At 62.0% G+C, this 18,144-nt stretch carries 9 protein-coding genes; 3 read left to right on the top strand and 6 right to left on the bottom strand.

The window, feature by feature from the left end; all coding sequences use genetic code 11:
* From ACXHXG_RS15715 to ACXHXG_RS15705, 3 genes are all read left to right on the top strand, one after another.
* Nucleotides 1–1,002 carry an ABC transporter permease gene (locus ACXHXG_RS15715; protein WP_457899888.1) on the top strand — a complete coding sequence of 334 codons (1,002 nt, stop codon included), beginning with the start codon at nt 1–3 and terminating at the stop codon, nt 1,000–1,002.
* Nucleotides 1,003–1,044: 42 nt separating this feature from the next.
* Nucleotides 1,045–2,136: an LLM class flavin-dependent oxidoreductase gene (locus ACXHXG_RS15710; RefSeq protein WP_457899887.1), complete on the top strand. Its 1,092-nt coding sequence runs from the start codon at nt 1,045–1,047 to the stop codon at nt 2,134–2,136.
* A 265-nt stretch (nt 2,137–2,401) separates the two neighbouring features.
* Nucleotides 2,402–4,750 (top strand): PBP1A family penicillin-binding protein, encoded by a 2,349-nt coding sequence (locus ACXHXG_RS15705; RefSeq protein ID WP_457899886.1) that lies wholly within the window; start codon nt 2,402–2,404, stop codon nt 4,748–4,750.
* Between the two features lie 449 nt (nt 4,751–5,199).
* Here the strand turns inward: ACXHXG_RS15705 and ACXHXG_RS15700 are convergent, their stop codons facing one another.
* The 6 genes from ACXHXG_RS15700 to ACXHXG_RS15675 form a co-directional block, all read right to left on the bottom strand.
* Nucleotides 5,200–5,493, bottom strand: a complete 294-nt coding sequence (locus ACXHXG_RS15700) for a type II toxin-antitoxin system RelE/ParE family toxin (protein WP_457899885.1) — start codon at nt 5,491–5,493, stop codon at nt 5,200–5,202.
* Nucleotides 5,493–5,747 carry a type II toxin-antitoxin system ParD family antitoxin gene (locus ACXHXG_RS15695; RefSeq protein ID WP_457899884.1) on the bottom strand — a complete coding sequence of 85 codons (255 nt, stop codon included), beginning with the start codon at nt 5,745–5,747 and terminating at the stop codon, nt 5,493–5,495. Before ACXHXG_RS15695 ends, ACXHXG_RS15700 begins: the two co-directional genes overlap by 1 nt.
* A gap of 380 nt (nt 5,748–6,127) precedes the next feature.
* Nucleotides 6,128–6,664 (bottom strand): invasion associated locus B family protein, encoded by a 537-nt coding sequence (locus tag ACXHXG_RS15690; protein WP_457899883.1) that lies wholly within the window; start codon nt 6,662–6,664, stop codon nt 6,128–6,130.
* Between the two features lie 95 nt (nt 6,665–6,759).
* The gene (locus ACXHXG_RS15685; protein WP_457899882.1) at nt 6,760–14,124 is read right to left on the bottom strand and encodes an MBG domain-containing protein; all 7,365 of its coding nucleotides are present in this window, start codon (nt 14,122–14,124) and stop codon (nt 6,760–6,762) included.
* A gap of 10 nt (nt 14,125–14,134) precedes the next feature.
* A complete protein-coding gene (locus tag ACXHXG_RS15680; protein WP_457899881.1) occupies nt 14,135–15,946 on the bottom strand; it encodes a ShlB/FhaC/HecB family hemolysin secretion/activation protein in 1,812 nt (603 codons plus the stop codon).
* Between the two features lie 303 nt (nt 15,947–16,249).
* Entirely contained in the window at nt 16,250–17,809 is a 1,560-nt protein-coding gene (locus tag ACXHXG_RS15675; protein ID WP_457899880.1) for a winged helix-turn-helix domain-containing protein, read from the bottom strand.
* Nucleotides 17,810–18,144 lie beyond the last annotated feature (335 nt).

Genomic DNA, 18,144 nt, shown 5'->3' with positions numbered 1-18,144 from the left:
ATGTCGTTCCAGACCTCCACTCCCGCTGCCGCCAGCTTGCCCCGCGCTATCGCCGGCAGCCTGGTACGCTACGGGCTGATCCTGGCGCTGGTCGCCGTCTTCACAGCATTCTCCATCGCAACGCCCACTTTCCTGACGCTTGCGAACCTGCAGAGTGTGTTGGTCAATAACTTCACGCTTCTCGCCATCGTTTCCATCGCCATGACCTTTGCCGTCTCATTGGGCGGGATTGATCTCTCGGTTGGAACGGCGGTTGATTTCGCGAGCTTCGCCTTCGTGTCCCTCGTGCTTGCGGGCCAACCGGTAGTATTCGCTGCGGCCGCCGGATTGGGTGCGGGCGCGCTGGTCGGCGCCTTCAACGCGCTTCTGATCTCGGGTATCGGCGTATCGCCGTTCCTGGCGACGCTCGGCACGCTGTTCATTGGCCGCAGCATCCAACAGCTTCTGACCAATGGCGGCAATCCGGTCTATCTCCCGCCGACGGGCGTGCCGGAATCGTTCCGCTACCTTGGCCATGGCACCATTGGCGGCTTCCCAGTGCCGCTGGCGGTTTCCGTCGTAATCATTGCCGCAGCGGCGATCGTTTTTGCCCGTACGCGCTTCGGCCGCGTGGTCCTGTCGATCGGCGTTCAGCCGAGTGTGGTCCGATATTCCGGCGTCGCCTCGCGTACCCATGTCGCAGTGACCTTCATTCTGGTCGGACTGATAGCCGCCGTTGCCGGATTGATCTTGACGGCGACGGTCACTGTCTACATCCCTTCCTCGGGCAATGCGTTTCTCCTGAATGCGATCGGTGCCACCTTCATCGGCACGACGCTCAGCCCGCTGGGGCGGCCGAACGTAGCTGGAACTGTTCTCGGCGTATTGCTGCTTAGCATCATCGCCAACGGGCTGCTGCTGACTGATCTTAACTTCTACTGGCAGCAGGTGGGAACAGGCACAGTGATCTTCGCCGTCCTGGCCCTAAGCTTCACGAGTCGAAAATCCAGCACTACCGGCTGAGAACTGGCGTCCAAATCTCATAGAGATCAGCAGGCAGACAGCATGAGCAAACCGTCCGAATTTCTTTGGTATATCCCGAACGATGTCAAAGCCGGCCATCGCGGCGATTCCAGCGTCGAGAACCATAACAGCCTGGAGACGCTAACCACTCACGCGAAGGCGCTGGAGGAGCACGGCTGGAAGGGCGCACTCATCGGCACCGGCTGGGGCAGACCCGACACCTTTACGGTGGCGACCTCGCTTGCCGCGCGCACCACCACCTTCGAGCCACTCATCGCGATCCGCCCCGGCTATTGGCGGCCGGCAAACTTCGCGACCGCTGCCGCCACACTCGACCATCTGTCCGGCGGGCGCGTGCGCGTCAACATCGTGTCGGGCCAGGACGACCTTGCCGCCTATGGCGACAGCGAAGGCGACCAGGCGCATCGTTATGGCCGCACCAAGGAGTTCATGCGGCTGGTTCGCAGACTGTGGACGGAAGAGAATGTTACCTATGCCGGCGAGCACTTCCGGGTCACCGGATCGACCGCGATGCCGCGCATCGAGGTCCGCGGCGACCGGCGGCATCCCAAGCTCTATTTCGGCGGCGCCTCCGAGGCGGCCGAGCGAGTGTCCGCCACCGAGGCCGATGTCCAGCTTTTCTGGGGCGAACCCCTCGACGGCGTCCGGGAGCGGATCGAGCGGCTGAGGGCGCTGAGCAAAGAACTGGGTCGCGACCTGCCGCCGCTGGAGTTCGGGTTGCGGATCACCACGCTGGTTCGCGACACCACGGAACAGGCCTGGGCCGATGCCGAGGCGAAGGTCTCCGAGATGGTAAAGAACAAGGGCGCCGGCTGGAACGATCACCGGCAGGCCGTGGCGGTTGGCCAGAAGCGGCTGCTCGATCTGCACGCGCGCGGCAATGTCCTTGACGACAACCTCTATACCGCGCCGGGCAAGTTCGGTGGCGGCGGCGCCGGCACCACCTGGCTGGTCGGATCGGCCGCGGACGTTGCCCGTTCGCTACGCAAGTATCAGGATCTCGGCATCACGCATTTCGTGCTCTCCGACACGCCGTACCTGTCCGAGATCAAGCGCCAGGGCAATCAACTGCTTCCGCTACTGCGCGGCGTCGAAATCAGGCTTCCAGATTAGCAAGCCGTAGGCGAATATCCAAAGTGCATCGCCTTGCGATTCCTGATACAGCCGCCTCGCCAGCGCGTCCAGTTCGTCTTCCGCGCGTCCTGCAGATGGGCCACGTCCCCGTTATCGGCTGCCATCCAAGCACCCGCATCGCGACCGGGGTGATTTCGGCATGCGAAAAAAATGAATGCACGCGAACCGCTTTACGATGGATCATCGAGCAATCCACGTTATAAACTTGGTACGTTCGGGAAGAAGAGCCTACTAGCGGTAACCAATGCAGAGTCCTCCCAGTTCCTCAGCCGAAAACGCCGGCGACTCAAGCGCAGGTGCTAACCACCCCGCAAACTCGGAGGTCGCCGCCAATAAGGCTGAGGCAGAGACATCCCCCTCGGAGCCATCAGAAGGTTCCAGCTCGTCCATCGAAGCTGAGCGCGCGCGACCGCCTGCCGGATCTTTTGGCCGAAGCAGAGAGGCAACGCGAAATCTGTTGCGTGCACTCGGTCACGATTTGCGGACGAGTTCCATTTCGGCGGGGGCCAAGGCTAAGACAGCCGCCCGCTATTTGAAGACGAAACTCAAGGCATCAATCCGACCCGAAACCACATCAACTACACACAGCTTTGGCAAATGGTCCGCAACAGCTTTCGTCAAAGCAGGAGGCGTTATTCGCAGTCTGCTTGCAAAGACGCTGCACTATCGCCGAAGCGCTTCGTTTACTCCCGGCCGTTGGAAAATCACCATAGGACTAGCCTTGCTTGCCTGCCTCATCCTTGCAGGAAGCGTATTGGTGTGGGCACTCAAAGACGTGCCCTGGGGCGAGATCCGGGACGGGACGTTGAAGCCCGTCGTCGTGCTGGAAACCGCTGACGGCGCGCCGTTGGTAAGACAGGGACCTTATCAAGGACCATATGCTCGATACGACCAATTTCCGCCGCGGCTGATCGATGCCGTCCTTTCAATTGAGGATCGGCGGTTCATGGATCATTTCGGCATCGACCTCAAAGGGATCGGAAGGGCGCTCCTACGGAACATCCAAGCCGGGTCGGTGGTAGAGGGCGGCAGCACGATCACCCAGCAGCTCATCAAGCTGCAATATCTTGAGAGCGATCGAACAATAAAACGAAAGATACAGGAGGTCGTCATCGCCCTGTGGCTGGAGTGGAAACTCGGCAAGCAGGAAATCCTGACACGCTATCTCAACAGCGTCTATCTCGGTGCCGGCGCCACCGGCATGCCTGCCGCTGCGCGGATCTACTTCGACAAGGATATCGGTGCACTCAATCTGCCGGAATCGGCGATGCTGGCGGGCTTACTGCGGGCGCCGAGCCAATGGAATCCGATCGACAATTTCGACGGCGCCCGCCAACGCACTTCCGTTGTTCTCGACGCGATGGTGGCCAATGGCAAGATCACCGCGCCGGAGGCTGAAGAAGCCAAAGCAAGCTTCGCCAAGCTGCACCCGACAACGCCGACACCGCGCTCCGGAAGCTGGTTTGCAGACTGGATTTCGCCGCAGGCAAGCGAAATCGCCGGCTCCTCGCCGGGCTCGACGACGGTGCGCACCACTTTGGTACCACAGCTCCAGCAGATCGCCGAAAGGGTGGTCAAAAGAGCACTCGATGGTGAAGGAAAGGCGGTCGGAGCATCGCAGGCCGCATTGGTAGCGATGACGCCGGACGGCGCGGTCGTTGCCATGGTCGGCGGGCGTGACTACAAGGCAAGCCAGTTCAACCGCGCCGTCACCGCGATGCGGCAGCCGGGCTCCACCTTCAAGCTGTTCGTCTATTACGCAGCACTGAAGGCGGGGCTTACCTTGTCCGACCGCATTCTCGATGCGCCAATCGACATCAATGGCTGGTCGCCGCAAAATTACGGCGGCAACTATCGCGGCTGGGTAACACTTGCCGAAGCCTTCGCCCGATCGCTGAATGCGGCCAGCGTGGCGCTTGCTCAAGAGGTCGGGATCGACAAAGTGATTGCCGCCGCCCGAGAGCTCGGCATCAAAGCGCCGCTTGCCAATACGCCGTCTCTGGCGCTTGGTACATCCGAAGTCAACTTGCTTGAGCTCACCAGCGCTTACGCGTCCGTCCAACTCGGCAAGGCACCGGTTGAGCCCTGGGGCATCATCAATTTTCAGGCGGCGGGGCAGGCGAATGCGTTTCGAGTTGGCTCGCAAACAAGGCCGAACGTCGATCTTTCGACCTACCAGTCCGATCTCCTCGGGCTTCTGCAGTTGGTGGTCGAGCGCGGCACCGGACGTGGAGCGGATCCCGGCACGTTTGCAGCCGGCAAGACCGGCACCAGCCAGAACAATCGCGATGCCTGGTTCGTCGGCTTCACGGAACCGCTCGTCGCCGGCGTATGGGTTGGCAATGATGACGATACGCCAATGAATGGCGTCACAGGCGGTGCCTTGCCAGCGCATATTTGGCGGGACTTTATGCGGGAGGCGATGGCCGAACCTGCGCCGAATGGAGCTCGGTCGCCAGAAGCAGTGATCGATGGCCAAGGCGCACCGCAGTCCTGCAACGTCACCGCCTGCTCACGCAGCTACCGCTCCTTCCGACCGTCCGACTGCACCTACCAGCCCTATGCCGGCGGGCGTCGACTATGCGAAAAATGATCGCTTCAGCTCATGTCGCTTGGCATTTAAGGGGGTTTCCTCAATTTGTGTGGTGATGAGTATTGTTGAGGCAACATGCATGCTCGGAGGAGCTCCGCGCCTGCTCTGCGAACAGCACTCTGAATCGCGACGGGGCGCCGGCGTTTCGAAACCGCAGTCGCGTCCCCGAATGTCGCTGCAGACGACATTTTCGCGCCGCCTGAAGCCGGCTCGATTTATGATCTGGCGGGCGAGCTGCGGGAAGACAGTTCGCATCGTCAAATACGCTGGTCGCGACAAATCCCGCTCCGACTTCGAGCAGGAAGGCAAGAAGGGATACGCCGCTCTTGATGGGATTCGAGCTGTAGGCCCCGCAACAGAAGTGTAAGGGATATCAGATGATGTGACATGCGCTACAGCCGCGCCTCAATGCCTCTCACACAACCATGCTTGTTTATCCATTGTGAGTCCTAGACAGGATCGCCGGCCCAGTCTTCATGTCCATGGCGTATTCGGATCACGAAAATTACTCCGTTTTCCTCGATCCGGTAGACAATAAGATGGGCCTTGAACGGATGAATTCTAACGGGTGGCGAAATCTCTTCCCGCTCACGTGCCATTCGCGGGTTGGCGGCAATGAGGTCAAGCACAGCGAACAGATCGTCATGATATCGCCTCGCCTGTGTGGGTCCGAACATGCTTACACCTTGTTCGGCGATCGCAATGATGTCCTCTTCCGCCTCAACTGAAAGGCTAAAATGCATTATCTGCTGCCGCGCATAGTGTCCACGCGCGCGACTGCCGTAGCAAAGAGTTCGTCCTTCGACCGGTTACCAACACCGCTCTTGAGGCCGTCATCAACAAAACGTTGCATGGCGGCAATCTTATCACTGTGAACTTGATCCCTGCGAATCAAGTCGCGTACATAGTCACTAGCATTGGAATATCGCCCGGTCTTTGCTTGCGCCTCGACCCAATCTTTCATTGAGTCGGGAAGAGATACGTTCATCGTAGCCATTCGAGCCTCCATAATGCGAGTAGGCTAGCTGAATTTGGCAAAGTTTGTCAAACCGATCCCTCGTAGTTCGGCTAGTTTCATTCCCGATAGACCACCTCCCATCGCCATATGAAGACGCTCTCGGTGGTGTAGAACGCCAATCGCTATATGACTCGCCTTGATGGGCTTCGAACCAAGGACTACACTTTCCGTTGCTTCCAATCAGCACTCAAGTAGCTGAAACACAACGAAAGATTCATCGATCCCTGCCGGCCCGGCGCCCCCACGCCGAGGTCCGTGGCAATGTCCCAGAGGCTATGGCCGGCACGGGTAACGGACCTCTTGTGCCTCTGGGTTTCCGTACGCTTGGAAAGTCGTTTCCCGCCGGAGAGCGGGAGGTTCTACTTGGTGAGGTCCGCGATGCGATTGAGTGCGCCGGCAAGGCCCTTCAAGGAGACGGCCAGCGCCAGCGGTTGGGCTGGGTTGGCGGCGGAGACGGTGACGTTGAGGGCCTTGCCGGCCCTGAGCTTTGCAATCGTGTCTGCCTCGAAGGTCAGCGGTACGAGGCAGCCTTGCGGCAGGCAGGTCGAGAACGGCAGAATATTGCCGAGCGCGGCATCGTCGATCTTCAACTGAGCGCCCTGGGGCAGCGCCAGCCCGAGCGGCAGCACCAGTGTGCCCCAGAACTTGCCGTCGGGGGCCTTGCCGATCTCGACCGCCAGGACGGTCTGCTTGGTTTGGTTGTTGGTTTGGACCTGTCTGACGAGGCAGGACGGAGCATTGGCCTGCATCTGGCACACGACGCCCCAATCATCGTAGGTCTCGACGAGCGAGCTGGCCCCGCCCGGGAGGGGCGCTGCAATCGCTGTACCGGCGACGAGAACGAGCGCCGCCGTCAGGCACGAACGTTTCAGCAAAAGAAAACGGAATGAAGTCATTCTAACAAGCCCTATGGTTTAGAGGCAAATCGCCTTTGAGCACGGTTTGGGGCCGCCAATGGTCCGGGATCGGCGGCCTGCGAAGGTCGGCAGGGTTAATGTCTTGTCCCCGCCGGAACCGAGATACAGCTACTATTGTCGAGGCAGATGACCGTTCCGTCCAAGCGCGGGTCAGCGAACAGAACGTGGCTGCCATCGGCAGTTTCGGTGTTGTCGGATTGCGCCGGGGGGAGCGGTGCGAAGCGGCCCACATCGAAGGCCATCGTGACGGAACTCGCCGTCGTGCCGGGTTCAGGGTTGGCTGCCTGCTCCACTGTCAACACACCGGGAAGGAAGGTCATACTGTAGTTGGCGGACGCGGCCAACATCCCTTGGGTGATCGCATAGGCGCCCGGCGCACTGAGGCTCGTCGCCAAGGTAGCGAGTCTTCCTGAAAGCCTGTCGCCGTTGACCAGGCTCGCACCCCCGACCGTGTAGGTGAGCGCCGGATTGGCGAGGCCATAGCGGCGGCTGAGAGAATCGGCGGCGACCGTGATGGCGCGTTGGTTGACGGTGAGGTCTGCGCCCGTGTAGCTGATGGCGTAGTTGGCGTTTGTCAGCGACCCTTGCGTGATCGCGTAGGCGCCGACATTGGCATATTGCCCCGCCATGGTCGAAAGCGATCCGGAGAGCGTGTCGTTGTTGACGAGGCCCGTCGCCGTGTAGCTCAGCGTCGGGTTTGCATCGCCGTAGGTCTTCGACTGCGCATCCGCCGTCACCGTCAGCGCCCGTTGGTTCACGCTCAAGTTGGCGCCGGCATAGGTCAGGGCGTAGTTGCTGGAAGCCGCGAGCGTCCCCTGGGCGATCGCATAAGCACCCACATTCGAATACTGCCCCGCTGAAGTCGACAGCGATCCCGAGAGCGTGTCGTTGTTGACAAGGCCTGTCGCCGTATAGGTCAGCGCCGGGTTGGCATCGCCGTAAGTCTTCGACACCGCATCTGCCGTCACCGTCAGCGCACGCGCATTCACGGTGAGGTTGGCACCTGTATAGCTGATGGCGTAGTTGGCATTGACCAGCGATCCTTGTGTGATCGCATAGGCGCCGACATTGGAATATTGCCCTGCAGTGGTCGAAAGCGATCCGGAGAGCGCGTCGTTGTTGACAAGGCCCGTCGCCGAATAGGTCAGCGTTGGACTAGTGTCACCATAGGCTTTCGACAGCGCATCGGCCGTCACCGTCAGCGCACGCGGGGTGATCGTCAGATTGGCGGCATTATAGGTAATCGCGTAATTGGCATTGCCGAGGCTACCGATGGTGATCCCGTAGCTGCCCACATTCGAATACTGCCCTGCCGAGGTCGAAAGCGACCCGGCGAGCGTGTCGTTATTGACGAGGCCCGCCCCACCGACGGTATAGGTCAGCGCCGGATTGGCATCGCCATAGGTCCTGGAAATGCCATCCGTCGTGACCGTGATCGCGCGCTGGTTAACGCTGAGGCTACCGTTGACAAAGTTGAAGCCATAGCCGCTCGACGCGAGCGAGCCCTGCGCGGCGATGATATCAAAGGTTCCGACGCTCGCTGACGATGCCACGCCGGCCGAGCTAACGCTGGCCGATCCCGAGACGACATCTGAAAGTGTATCGCCCAGATAGGCCCCGGTTACGCCCGCATCCAGGCCGGTGATCGTGGCATTCGGCAGCGTCGCGACGTCGCCATATGTCTTGCTTGAATCGACAGCTGCCACGGTCAAGGTCGGGTGATAGGCAAAGACGTAGCGATTACCTGTCGCCGACACCGCGTTACCAGCCGCTGTATTCCAAACGGCCGTGTTGCCGCTGTCAAGCCCATCGAACGTGTCGCCAGTCGGGTTGGCGGAATAGATCAGCCAGCGGCCGGATGTGGCTGCGACCGCACTTGATCCGGCATTGTTGATGAAGGCACCACCGGCCACGAGCGTAGGGGAACTGCCGGAAATCGCGGCGCCAGATGCGATCGTCAGGTCGCCCGCCGTCGCGATCTTGATCTGATCGCCGGTCACGCCTGTGACGAGGCAGTTGCAGGCATCAGTGACGTTCGCCGCAACCGTCAGAGAGCTGGCGTCGTAGATGTCGATAGCTCCGCCGGATGCGGCGAATTGGCTGAACTGATTGCCGCTGCTCGTGAGCGTGAACGTGTTGCCTGCCCCCTGCAGCATCAGCGTATTGGCGGAAATGGCGGCGGTTTGAGTGACATTCCCGGGGCTCGACAGGTTGACCGTGCCGCTGACCGAAAGTGCCGTATCGACGGCGAAGTCGTTCACCGCAAAGATGGAGCGATTGGCGAATGTGAGGCCAGATGCCGTCGTGCCGGCAGTCGCGTTGGCATAGGCTGCGTCAAGCGCCGACAGCGTACCGAGGGCGGTCGTGTCACGTCGCCAGCCGCCCGAAACATCGACATTGTTGACGGTACCAAGCGCCGTGCGGAACGTTGCCCCATCGGCCGCACCCGTTATCGCGTTGGCGGTCGTATAAGCCAGTACGTCGGTGCCGTTGGTCGTATCGATCGTGCCATTGGCGACGATTGCATAGTAATAGCCGTTCGCCCCTGTCGTTACTGTCTGCACCGCGCCATTTCCGACGCGCACATTGACGAGGCCCGCACCGCCCGCCCCCGAGGCCAGCGCGGTCGTGCCGCTGTTCTGGTAGGCGATGCCGGAGATGGCCTGGACGCCGTTGGCATAGAACGGGGTGAGATATGCGTAAAGGCCAGGTGAGACGGTGAATGACGAGCCAAGCCCAGTGCTCGAGGAACCATCCTGCAATTGCGCCGTCGTGAGGCCGGTCACATTGCCCGACGCCCCAGCGGAATCGTTTGCGATACCCGTGGTCGTTCCGCTCGTTTGTGTATCCCAATAGGCATTGGCTATCGAGCCGCCATACGCATATCCGACAAGGCCGCCGGCGGTGCCGCCGCTGACCGCGCCGGTCGAATAGGCATTGCGCAGCGTCCCATATAAGAACCCGATGAGTCCGCCGACGCTATTGCCGCCAATGACGGCGCCCGTGGCGTAGACGTTGGTGATCGTGACTCCATGAGAGGACGAGTCGGTCCCACCGATAAGGCCGCCGGCGCTGTTGCCCGTGTCGACAACAGTGCCCGTCGCGTAAGCTTTATAGACGGCACCGCCGTTCACAAATCCGGCGAGGCCGCCCACATTTGCGGTCCCGCTGACAGCGGCGGAGGAATAGGCGCTGTTGATCGCGCCCCCGTTCAGATAACCGACGAGACCGCCGGCGTTGCTGCCGCCACTCACCCAGCCGGTGACATAGGCGTTGTTGATGGTGTTGCCGGACTGGTATCCGACAAGGCCGCCGACGTAACGTCCAAAGGGATTCGTATTGGCGACCGAGACGTTGACCAATCCGATGTCCTGAATGAGGCCGCTGCTGTAACCGAATAGCCCTGCGCCGTCAGCACTCTTGGAGATCGTCAGATTGTTGATCGTATGGCCAAGGCCCTCGAACGCGCCGGTGAAATAGTTGAGGTTGTTTGGACCAATCAGCGCATCTGTATATGTGGCGCCCGACGCATCGAGACTGTTGGCGAGTGCATATTGCCCGGCCAGACCGACCGAGGTGATGTTGGCCACATCCGCCATCGAGTAGAGAAGCGAATAGACCGCGCCATTGACGGTGAGCGAGCCGCCCTGGTTCGATGTGGCGAGTGTGCCATCGGCGTTCAGATAGCTGAGGTTCCCGGTGAAGCCAGAGCCGGTCAGACCGAACGAGAGATTGCTGGCCGACGAGCTGTCGTAGGCAAGCGCGACGGAGCCCGCGCCCTTGACCGTGATCGGAGCATTGATCGTGAGCGCGCCGCCTGAGAGCAGGCGGAGACTGCTACCTGCCGTCAGCGTGAGCGGGCTGGCGACCGTCAATGGCGATCCGCTCGCTGTCGACACGGTCAGCCCGCCTACCGTCACTGCCTGATCGATCGTGAAACTGGCGCCAAGCGCGTTGATCAGAAGGTTGGACGTACCGTTGATGGCGGCGGTGGCGCCTGCATCATTACCGCTTGCGGCTAAGGCGGCGTCTTTCGTGATGCCAGCGGTTGAATAAAGCGTCGAAACCGTCGAGCCCGACAGCGTGTTGCCGAGGAGATTGAACCCGGTTTGAGCGGGCTGGTTGGATGCGGTGGCGAAGGCCGCAGAGTTGGTCGCGCCGGTTCCGGGGTTGGCAGTCGTATAGGTGATGAGCGCATTGCCGGGCGCAAAGGTACCCGCAGCACCAAAGATGTAATAGTACCCGTTGGCGCCTGTTGAGGCCGACCCAAAGCGACTGCCGTTGGCAAGACCGGTCACGGTGACCGCGCCGTTCAGGCCGGAGGCGGCGGGTGTCACCTGGTTGTCGATATAGGCGGTGCCAGAGATCGCCTGAACTCCGTTCTGGAAGATACTGGTGAGATAGGGATACAGGCCATTCGTGCCGCCGGCGAAGGCGGAGCCGAGGTTGATGCCCGCCGTCTGGAGACCCGACGTAGCAAGCCCGCTTACATTCCCTTGCTGGCCGGCGCCATCATTGCCGATGCCATTGCCGGCGATGCCACTCGTCGACGTGTCCCAATAGGCGTTGCTGACCGAGATCGTGCCACCGTTCTGCGGATAGGTCCAGCCGATCAACCCGCCCGCATAGGTCTGAAAATATTGGGTCGGTGCCGTGACCGAGCCCGTCGCATAGACATTGCTGATGCTTGCCGTCCCGCCGTAGGCCTGAAGCATTCCGACAAGGCCGCCGGCCTGGCCGTATGCCACGCTGGACACTGCACCGGTCGCGTAGGCATTGGTGATTGAAGCGTTAGCGGACGTGAACGCGTAATTTTGTCCGACCAGGCCGCCCGCCGCGCTGCCGCCGTAGACCGCACCGGTCGCGAACGCGTTGTCGATCAGTGCGGAGGCGTTGGTCGAAGCGCTGTTCACTCCGACCAGGCCACCGGCTGCTATTAGTCCCGCCGTCGAGCCGACGGTTCCGGTCGCGTAAGACGAGGCAATGGAAGCTGTCATGTTTATGTAGGCGAAGTTCTGACCCACGAGGCCGCCGAGCGTGGCGTTCGCGTCACCGGTGACGGTCCCGGTCGCGTAGGAACCGGTGATCGCAGCGGTATCGGAGTTGGCATAATTGTAGCCCGCGAGGCCACCGGCGGAACCGAGGCTTCCCGTCGTCACCGTGCCCGTCGCGTAGGAGCCGGTGATCGTGGCGGAACCCCCTTTGGCATAGTTCTGTCCGACGAGACCGCCGGCGCTGCCCTGCGATCCCGCCACCACCGCGCCGGTCGCGTAGGAATTGGCGATCGTGACCGGAGCGCCATTGCTCGATGTCGCGCCGACAAGGCCGCCGACGTTGGCGCTCGTTCCGCCGCTCACATTGGTCGAGGCAAACGCATTGACGACCGAGGCTTGCGTACCGTTGCTGACGGTCTTCAGAAGACCGACCAGCGCACCGTCCGTCGCCACGGGATTAGGGTATTGGGGCGCGGTGCCTACACCGCTGACGGTACCGCCTACAAGGCCGATATTGCGGATCGTGCCGCCCGTGACCGTGCCGAACAGGCCGACGGCTGCATTATTGGTCGTGCTGTTGATTGTCAGGTTAGAGATCGTATGGCCGAGGCCATCGAAGCTGCCGCTGAAAGTTGGGATCAGCGCATCGGTATAGGGCATTGCCGCAAGATCAAGATTACTGGCGAGGGCGAAACGGCCCGAGTTTGCCGTGTTGATGTTCAGCAGATCCGCGGCTGAATAAACGAGCGTCTGCTGCGCGCCATCGAGAAAGAGCGCTTGCGAGCCCGGCGTGCCGGTGAAGTCGATGCGACCGGCAAAGCCCGTCGCGGTCAGTCCGAAGTCGACCGTGCCGCCCGAACCCCCTCCGACATTGGTGTTCAACATAAGCGCGCCAGTGCCGCCGACTGTGACGGTCGCATCGATGTTGATTGAGTGAGCGGCATTGAGCTGGAGGAGATTGGCGCTCCAGGCCAGCGGTGCTGCGATGGTGATGTTGCCGGCCTGCGAGCCGGCAGAGCCCGCTCCGCCGGTCGATACCGTAACATTCGCCGTCTGAAGCGCATTGGTCAGTGTGTTGACATTGATGACACTGTCATTGCCGCTAGCCGTGAAGCCAGAGGAATTGCTGTCCGTCGCCGTCGAGATCGTCACGTTGTACGGATCGAGCAGCAGGTCGCCGAAGGAACCGTTGGCGGCGGAAAGATCGGTAAAGCCGGTATAGGAGAGTAGCGCCTTACCGGAGACTTCCGCATTGCCGCCATTGCCGGAGAGCGAACCGCCGCGGGCGGTGATGGTGCCGGCGAAGCTGGTGAGATTATCCGACCACAAGACGACATTGCCGCCATTGCCGGTCGTGACCGCATCGGCATTGATGGTGGTGTTGGCATCGACGGTCAGCGTGTCGGCGTGCTTCAACGTGCCGCCACCCTGACGTTCGCCGCCGATATTGACGGTGCCGCCGCCGGTCTTGCCGGAAGCATTCACCTTGGCGGAAGCGAGCTTAATCGACCGGCCGGTTACCGTGACCTTGCCGCCCGTGCCGGCGGCATTGCCGGCATCGAGCGCACCGGAGACAGCCACCTCGCCGTCGCCGCCGGTGAGCGTGATGTCGCCGCTCGTGCCGGAAACACCCTTGGCTTCGATGGTGCCAGACATATTGACCGCCTGGCGCGCCATGTCCCTGGCGGCGGCGGCCGAAAGCTGCACCGTACCGCCATTGGCGGAGATCTTGCCCGTGTTGGAGACGAGCGCTTTCGTCCCCGCGGCCGCTGTCGGGATCGCCACCTGCAGGAAGCCGTCACCGGCCAGATCGAGCGTCGCCTGCTCGCCCGAGCCAAGCGCCGCCTTGCCCATCGGCACAGTGATCACGCCAGAGTTCTCGACCGAGCCGCCGATCAAGGCGAGATAGCCGCCACGATTGATGGTGATCGTGCCCGCATTGGCCACGGAACTGGATGCGCCGTTGCCGGTAAACGTCCGCTTGCCGGCCATGAAGTCGTCGTCGGAGATACCGAGCGTTGAGGCGACGAATGCGCCGGTATTGACGGTCCCCGTTGGCGTGATGGCAATGCCGTTGGGGTTGACCAGATAAACCTGCCCGTTGGCGATGAGGCTGCCGGCGATGGTCGTCGTGGTCGAGCCGGTGACGCGGTTGAGGATGGCCGAGGAAGCATTCGGCTGGACGAAGGTGACGCCGTTGCCCTGGCCGATATTGAAGTTCTGCCAGTTGACGACGGCATTGGCACTCGTCTGGTTGATCGTCAGCGTGCCGTTTGATGGCGTGCCGATCGTCGCACTGCCCGCCGCGACGCTTCCGCCCGTCGGCAAGGACTGGGTGAAGGCCGGATTGGCCCCGACCAGTGCCGTGGAGGCAAGAAGGGCGATGAGCCTGGTCCTCGTGCGGACGGGACGGACGATGGAGCGGCGGTCTTTGACGTGCAGCATGGCGATGGTCCTAGAACTGGAACGCTGCCGAGAGCGTGAAGCGATTGTCGTTCGAACCATCACCGAAGCGCTCGGTGCGGCCGTATTCGAGGCTGAGGGTCGTGGAATTGAAGCTCGCCTGCTCGGCGGCGCCGAGACGCAGGCCCGCCCCATAGGACGCCCCTTGCGTCCAGGCTGTTTCCAGCGCGGTGGGGTCGTGCAGGAGCACACCGCCATAGGCGCCGAACAGATAGGGTGAGACGAGGAAGGCGCCGCTTGACGCTCCGTCCGCCGGCAAGCCTGTGCCCTGCTGTGCCGGGAAAGCGGGAAGCGCGAACGGCAGGCTGAACGGCATCGTGAACGGAAACTGCGCCTCGGCGCGGACGACGAAGCCGTCATCGCCCTGCATCAGGCCGGACGGGAACGTCGAAAGGCCGGTGGTCGAGGCAAGCCCGATCTGCTCGGAATTGAGCAGCGGTTGGCCAAAGGAGGTCTGCGCCGTGGCGCCCAGATCGAAGGTCAGGTGTTCGGCGACCGGCTGGCGATAGCCAAGCGTGAGTTCGAGCTTCTGGAAATCGTCGTCGGCACCCTGCCGCGACAGCGGCGTATCGCTGGCGGCAGCGTCCGCAGCACTGCGCGCGCCCAGGCCATTGATGCCGAAGGAGCCGGTCAGCCCGGCCGAGAACAGCGAATCACCGAATACATACCAGGAGAGGTCCGCCCCGGTGCGCAGGATGCGCAACCGATCCTTCGACAGAGCGACGCCGCCAAGATTGATGGCGCTCAGCTCCTCGTCCTGCGCGTCGAATGCGCCGGTCAGGTTGAGCGTCAGGTTGCGCGACCGGATCAGCGGATAGTTGAGCCTGGCGGAATAGCGGGTGAAGTCCGACTGGAAGGCATTGCTGCCGGCCTCGGCTTCCGGCGCGGTGCGCGAGGCCGTCGCCTCCAGATTGAGGCTCAGTCCGTCATTGCCGAGCGGTACGGTGACGCCGCCGGCCAGCATGCGGTTGCGCGGCGACCCCGAGAAGAAGCCGGTGTCGCCATCGAAGCGCGGTGCGCCGGAGGCGCGCAGATAAATGAGTTCCCCGAAACCGAACACCGAATTGAAGTCGATGCCCATGCCCGTATTGTATTTGCCGAGCTGGTCCGACTGCCGATTGTCCGTGTTGAGGGAAAAGAGCACCGGCTTGTAACGGGCCTCGATCGTCAGCACACTGCCGCCAGCCGTCGTCCCCCTGGAAAGGGTAGAGCGCAGCACGGCACCCGGCAGGTCGCCGGCCAGCAGCACGCGTCGTTCGATCTCGGCATTGGTGATGCTTCTCTTACCTACCAGGGGCGCCAGCAGCTTCGCGACGCGTTCACGGATGTTGTCCGGCAGATGCGAAGTGTCGATCCTTTCCAGGAAGCCGTCGATGACGGCGATGCGCAAGGTCGCGCCGTTCACCAGGCGTTGCGCCGGCAGGAGCACGCGCACCAACGGATAACCTTTTGCGGCATAGGCTGTCTGCAAACGGCTCGTGGCGGCGAAGAGATCGGCAGCGGTGACCGTCTTGCCGGCAAGTTCCGCCTTTAGCTTCGCCGCGTCTTCCGCCAGCACCGGCAGACCGCCCTCGATGACGACACTCCCGATATGAACGTTGAGCTTTGCCGCACCGGCGGGTGCGGTCTGCCCCGCGCCTTCGGGAATCACGATGCCGCGCACCTGCTTCTGCAATTGTGGTTCGAACGTCTGCGGCGTCACCTGCGAGGCGGTCTGCGCCAGGACCGGTCCCACCGAAAACAGCATGATCGCCGCTCCGGCGAGCAGCGCGGCCCGCCGCGCATCGTCATATCTCGAAATCAAATTTAGCCCCGACCTACCTGTTTCCCCCCGCATGCTTTATCCGCCCGTGAAGCGGCTACTTTGCCTGCAATCGCGAGAACTGGCCGTTCGAGGGAACTCTTCCGCGCAAGAGCTAGAAAAATTCTCCGCGATTGTCTGCGTCCATTTTTGACTGCCCGTGAACAGACATCCGCGATTCACGACGCGTCAGGGGGTGCTTGAACCGACTGCTGCCGAACAACGTCGGAACCTATGCGATCACGCAGGGGTCGCTTGCAGAGCGTTGCCGCCGTAGCGGCTTGAGTGCCAAGTGGTATTTGGCGTCTATCGAGGGTCGCCGGTCGGCAGGCCGATTTCGACGAGCGTTCGCAGAATGGCCTGGGTGGCGTTGAGGTAGGTGTCGCTCGCGTTGTGACTCGACAAGGGGAGAGTGCGGACGGTGAAGTCGGGACGTAGCGCCATGCCTTTCAGCAACGCTTCCCATGCCTCCTTCTTGCGGCCAAGGCGCCGGTAGGCGGTCGCTAGCAGCATGTAGGAGCGGCCGGAGCCAGGAGTGATGGCAATCGAGCGTTCCAGCAATCCGATTGCTTCTGCGTTGCGATCGAGCAGCAGGTTCGCCCAGCCAGCCCCGAGCAGCCAGGTCCAGCGGGAGACCGCCGGCGTATCGAAGCGGTCGGCCTCGGTGAATGTCCGCAGTCCATCGTCGAAGCGGCCGAGTTGGACCTCTGCGAGACCGATCTGATAGAGCGCCGCGCCGTCCCAGGGATTGAGCGTCAGCTCGCGCGCGCAGGCGACAAGACTTTCGGCGAACTGGTTGGTCGCCGTCAGGAAGCGGCAGTATGCGCCCAGCACGGGTATGGATTGCGGTCGCGACCGTAAAGCATCTTCCAGCAAGGCGCGGGCATCGGTTTCGGCGGCGGCGCTTTCGGCGGCGCTATACCAGCCCATTTGCACAGCGCGCAGATGCAGGCCGACAAGCGCCACTCGCAGGTCGACGTTTTCAGGATCGGCGGCGCGATACTTCTCAAGAATCTCCCGTGCCGTTGCGAAACGCTCGCGCGTCGTCTGGTTGATCGACGCGACGGCCTGCTGGATCGCGATATCCGCGCCTGTCCTATGCGTACTGTCCGGTTGAGCAAGATTGTTCATCCGGACGGCCAGCGCATAGCCGACGCCCGCAGCAAGGCGGGACTGGAGACGTTGTGGATCTGTTTCCCCCGCGTTCACCGATATCTCGGCGACTGTTTGGATCTCACCGCTGACGACATTGATAAGGCGCGCCTGAATGGTCCAGGATTGTGCAGTTTTGCTGAGATCAGCTTGCACCCTGTAGGTGGCACGCGTGTTCGATCCCTCGTTTACGACGAGATCGATGCCTTCGATCTTGGAAAGGCCGCCGATCAGCTCGGCGGTGATGTTGCGGGAGAGCGCGACACCCTCGGGACTACCGGCGGCATCTGTAATCGGTAGTACTTCCAGCACAGGCCGGGATGGTTGGAAAAGAAGGGAACGGCTGAAGAGAATGAGGAGCGCTACAACTAGAACGCCGAGGCTGGCGAGCATCGCGGCGCGAAGTCTCCGGCGTGGCCTTGTGCTCGGCTGGTTTCCCGCTTGCCGGAGCTGCGGCGCCGCCTTCTCGTGCCCCTGTCCGTTGGTGACCTCGAGGGCGAAGAGATAGCCTCGGCCGGAGACCAGCTTGATCATCTGCCGCTCGCTATCACCGAGCGCGGTGCGGATTTCGCGGATGCACTGGAAAAGGCTGTCCTCGCCGACATGGATGCCGGGCCAGACGGCCTCCATCAAGTCCTGCTTGCCGAGCACGCGATGGCTGTTGGCAACGAACAATTTCAGCAGTTCGAAGGCTTTTGGGCGCAGCCGGGTCACGGACCCGTCGGGCGCACGCAATTCTGCACGGTCCGGATCTAGAACAAAGCCCGAAAATAAGAACAAGTGCCCCCCACGCCCTTTCGCAACACGGCGCACCATAATGAGCACCCGGCGGACCCGTCAACCGGTAGGGTCGGGCGTGTGGGGACGGCCTGGCGCGGCCAGTGCCGGCGGGCAATTTCAGAAAAGAATCAGAAAATTTCAGAATTCCTCCGGCCTGCCTTCAGGACGTTGCGCCGCCATCCCGGCTATCTGTCGAACGGGTCGCAGGGTGGCGGCTTGTGACCGGGGAATGACCGTGCCTGATAAAAAGAAGAGAGTGCAGATCTGTC

The sequence above is a fragment of the Rhizobium sp. LEGMi-198b genome (assembly GCF_054114205.1).
Note: the sequence above shows the minus strand (reverse complement) of the source record. Positions and strands in the feature narration are given on the sequence as shown.

Bases quoted from the DNA above. Each gene is read 5' to 3' on its own strand.
- ACXHXG_RS15715 (WP_457899888.1), top strand. From the start codon at position 1: ATGTCGTTCCAGACCTCCACTCCCGCTGCCGCCAGCTTGCCCCGCGCT.
- ACXHXG_RS15690 (WP_457899883.1), bottom strand. From the start codon at position 6,664: ATGACTTCATTCCGTTTTCTTTTGCTGAAACGTTCGTGCCTGACGGCG.
- ACXHXG_RS15685 (WP_457899882.1), bottom strand. From the start codon at position 14,124: ATGCTGCACGTCAAAGACCGCCGCTCCATCGTCCGTCCCGTCCGCACG.
- ACXHXG_RS15710 (WP_457899887.1), top strand. From the start codon at position 1,045: ATGAGCAAACCGTCCGAATTTCTTTGGTATATCCCGAACGATGTCAAA.
- ACXHXG_RS15700 (WP_457899885.1), bottom strand. From the start codon at position 5,493: ATGCATTTTAGCCTTTCAGTTGAGGCGGAAGAGGACATCATTGCGATC.
- ACXHXG_RS15705 (WP_457899886.1), top strand. From the start codon at position 2,402: ATGCAGAGTCCTCCCAGTTCCTCAGCCGAAAACGCCGGCGACTCAAGC.
- ACXHXG_RS15695 (WP_457899884.1), bottom strand. From the start codon at position 5,747: ATGGCTACGATGAACGTATCTCTTCCCGACTCAATGAAAGATTGGGTC.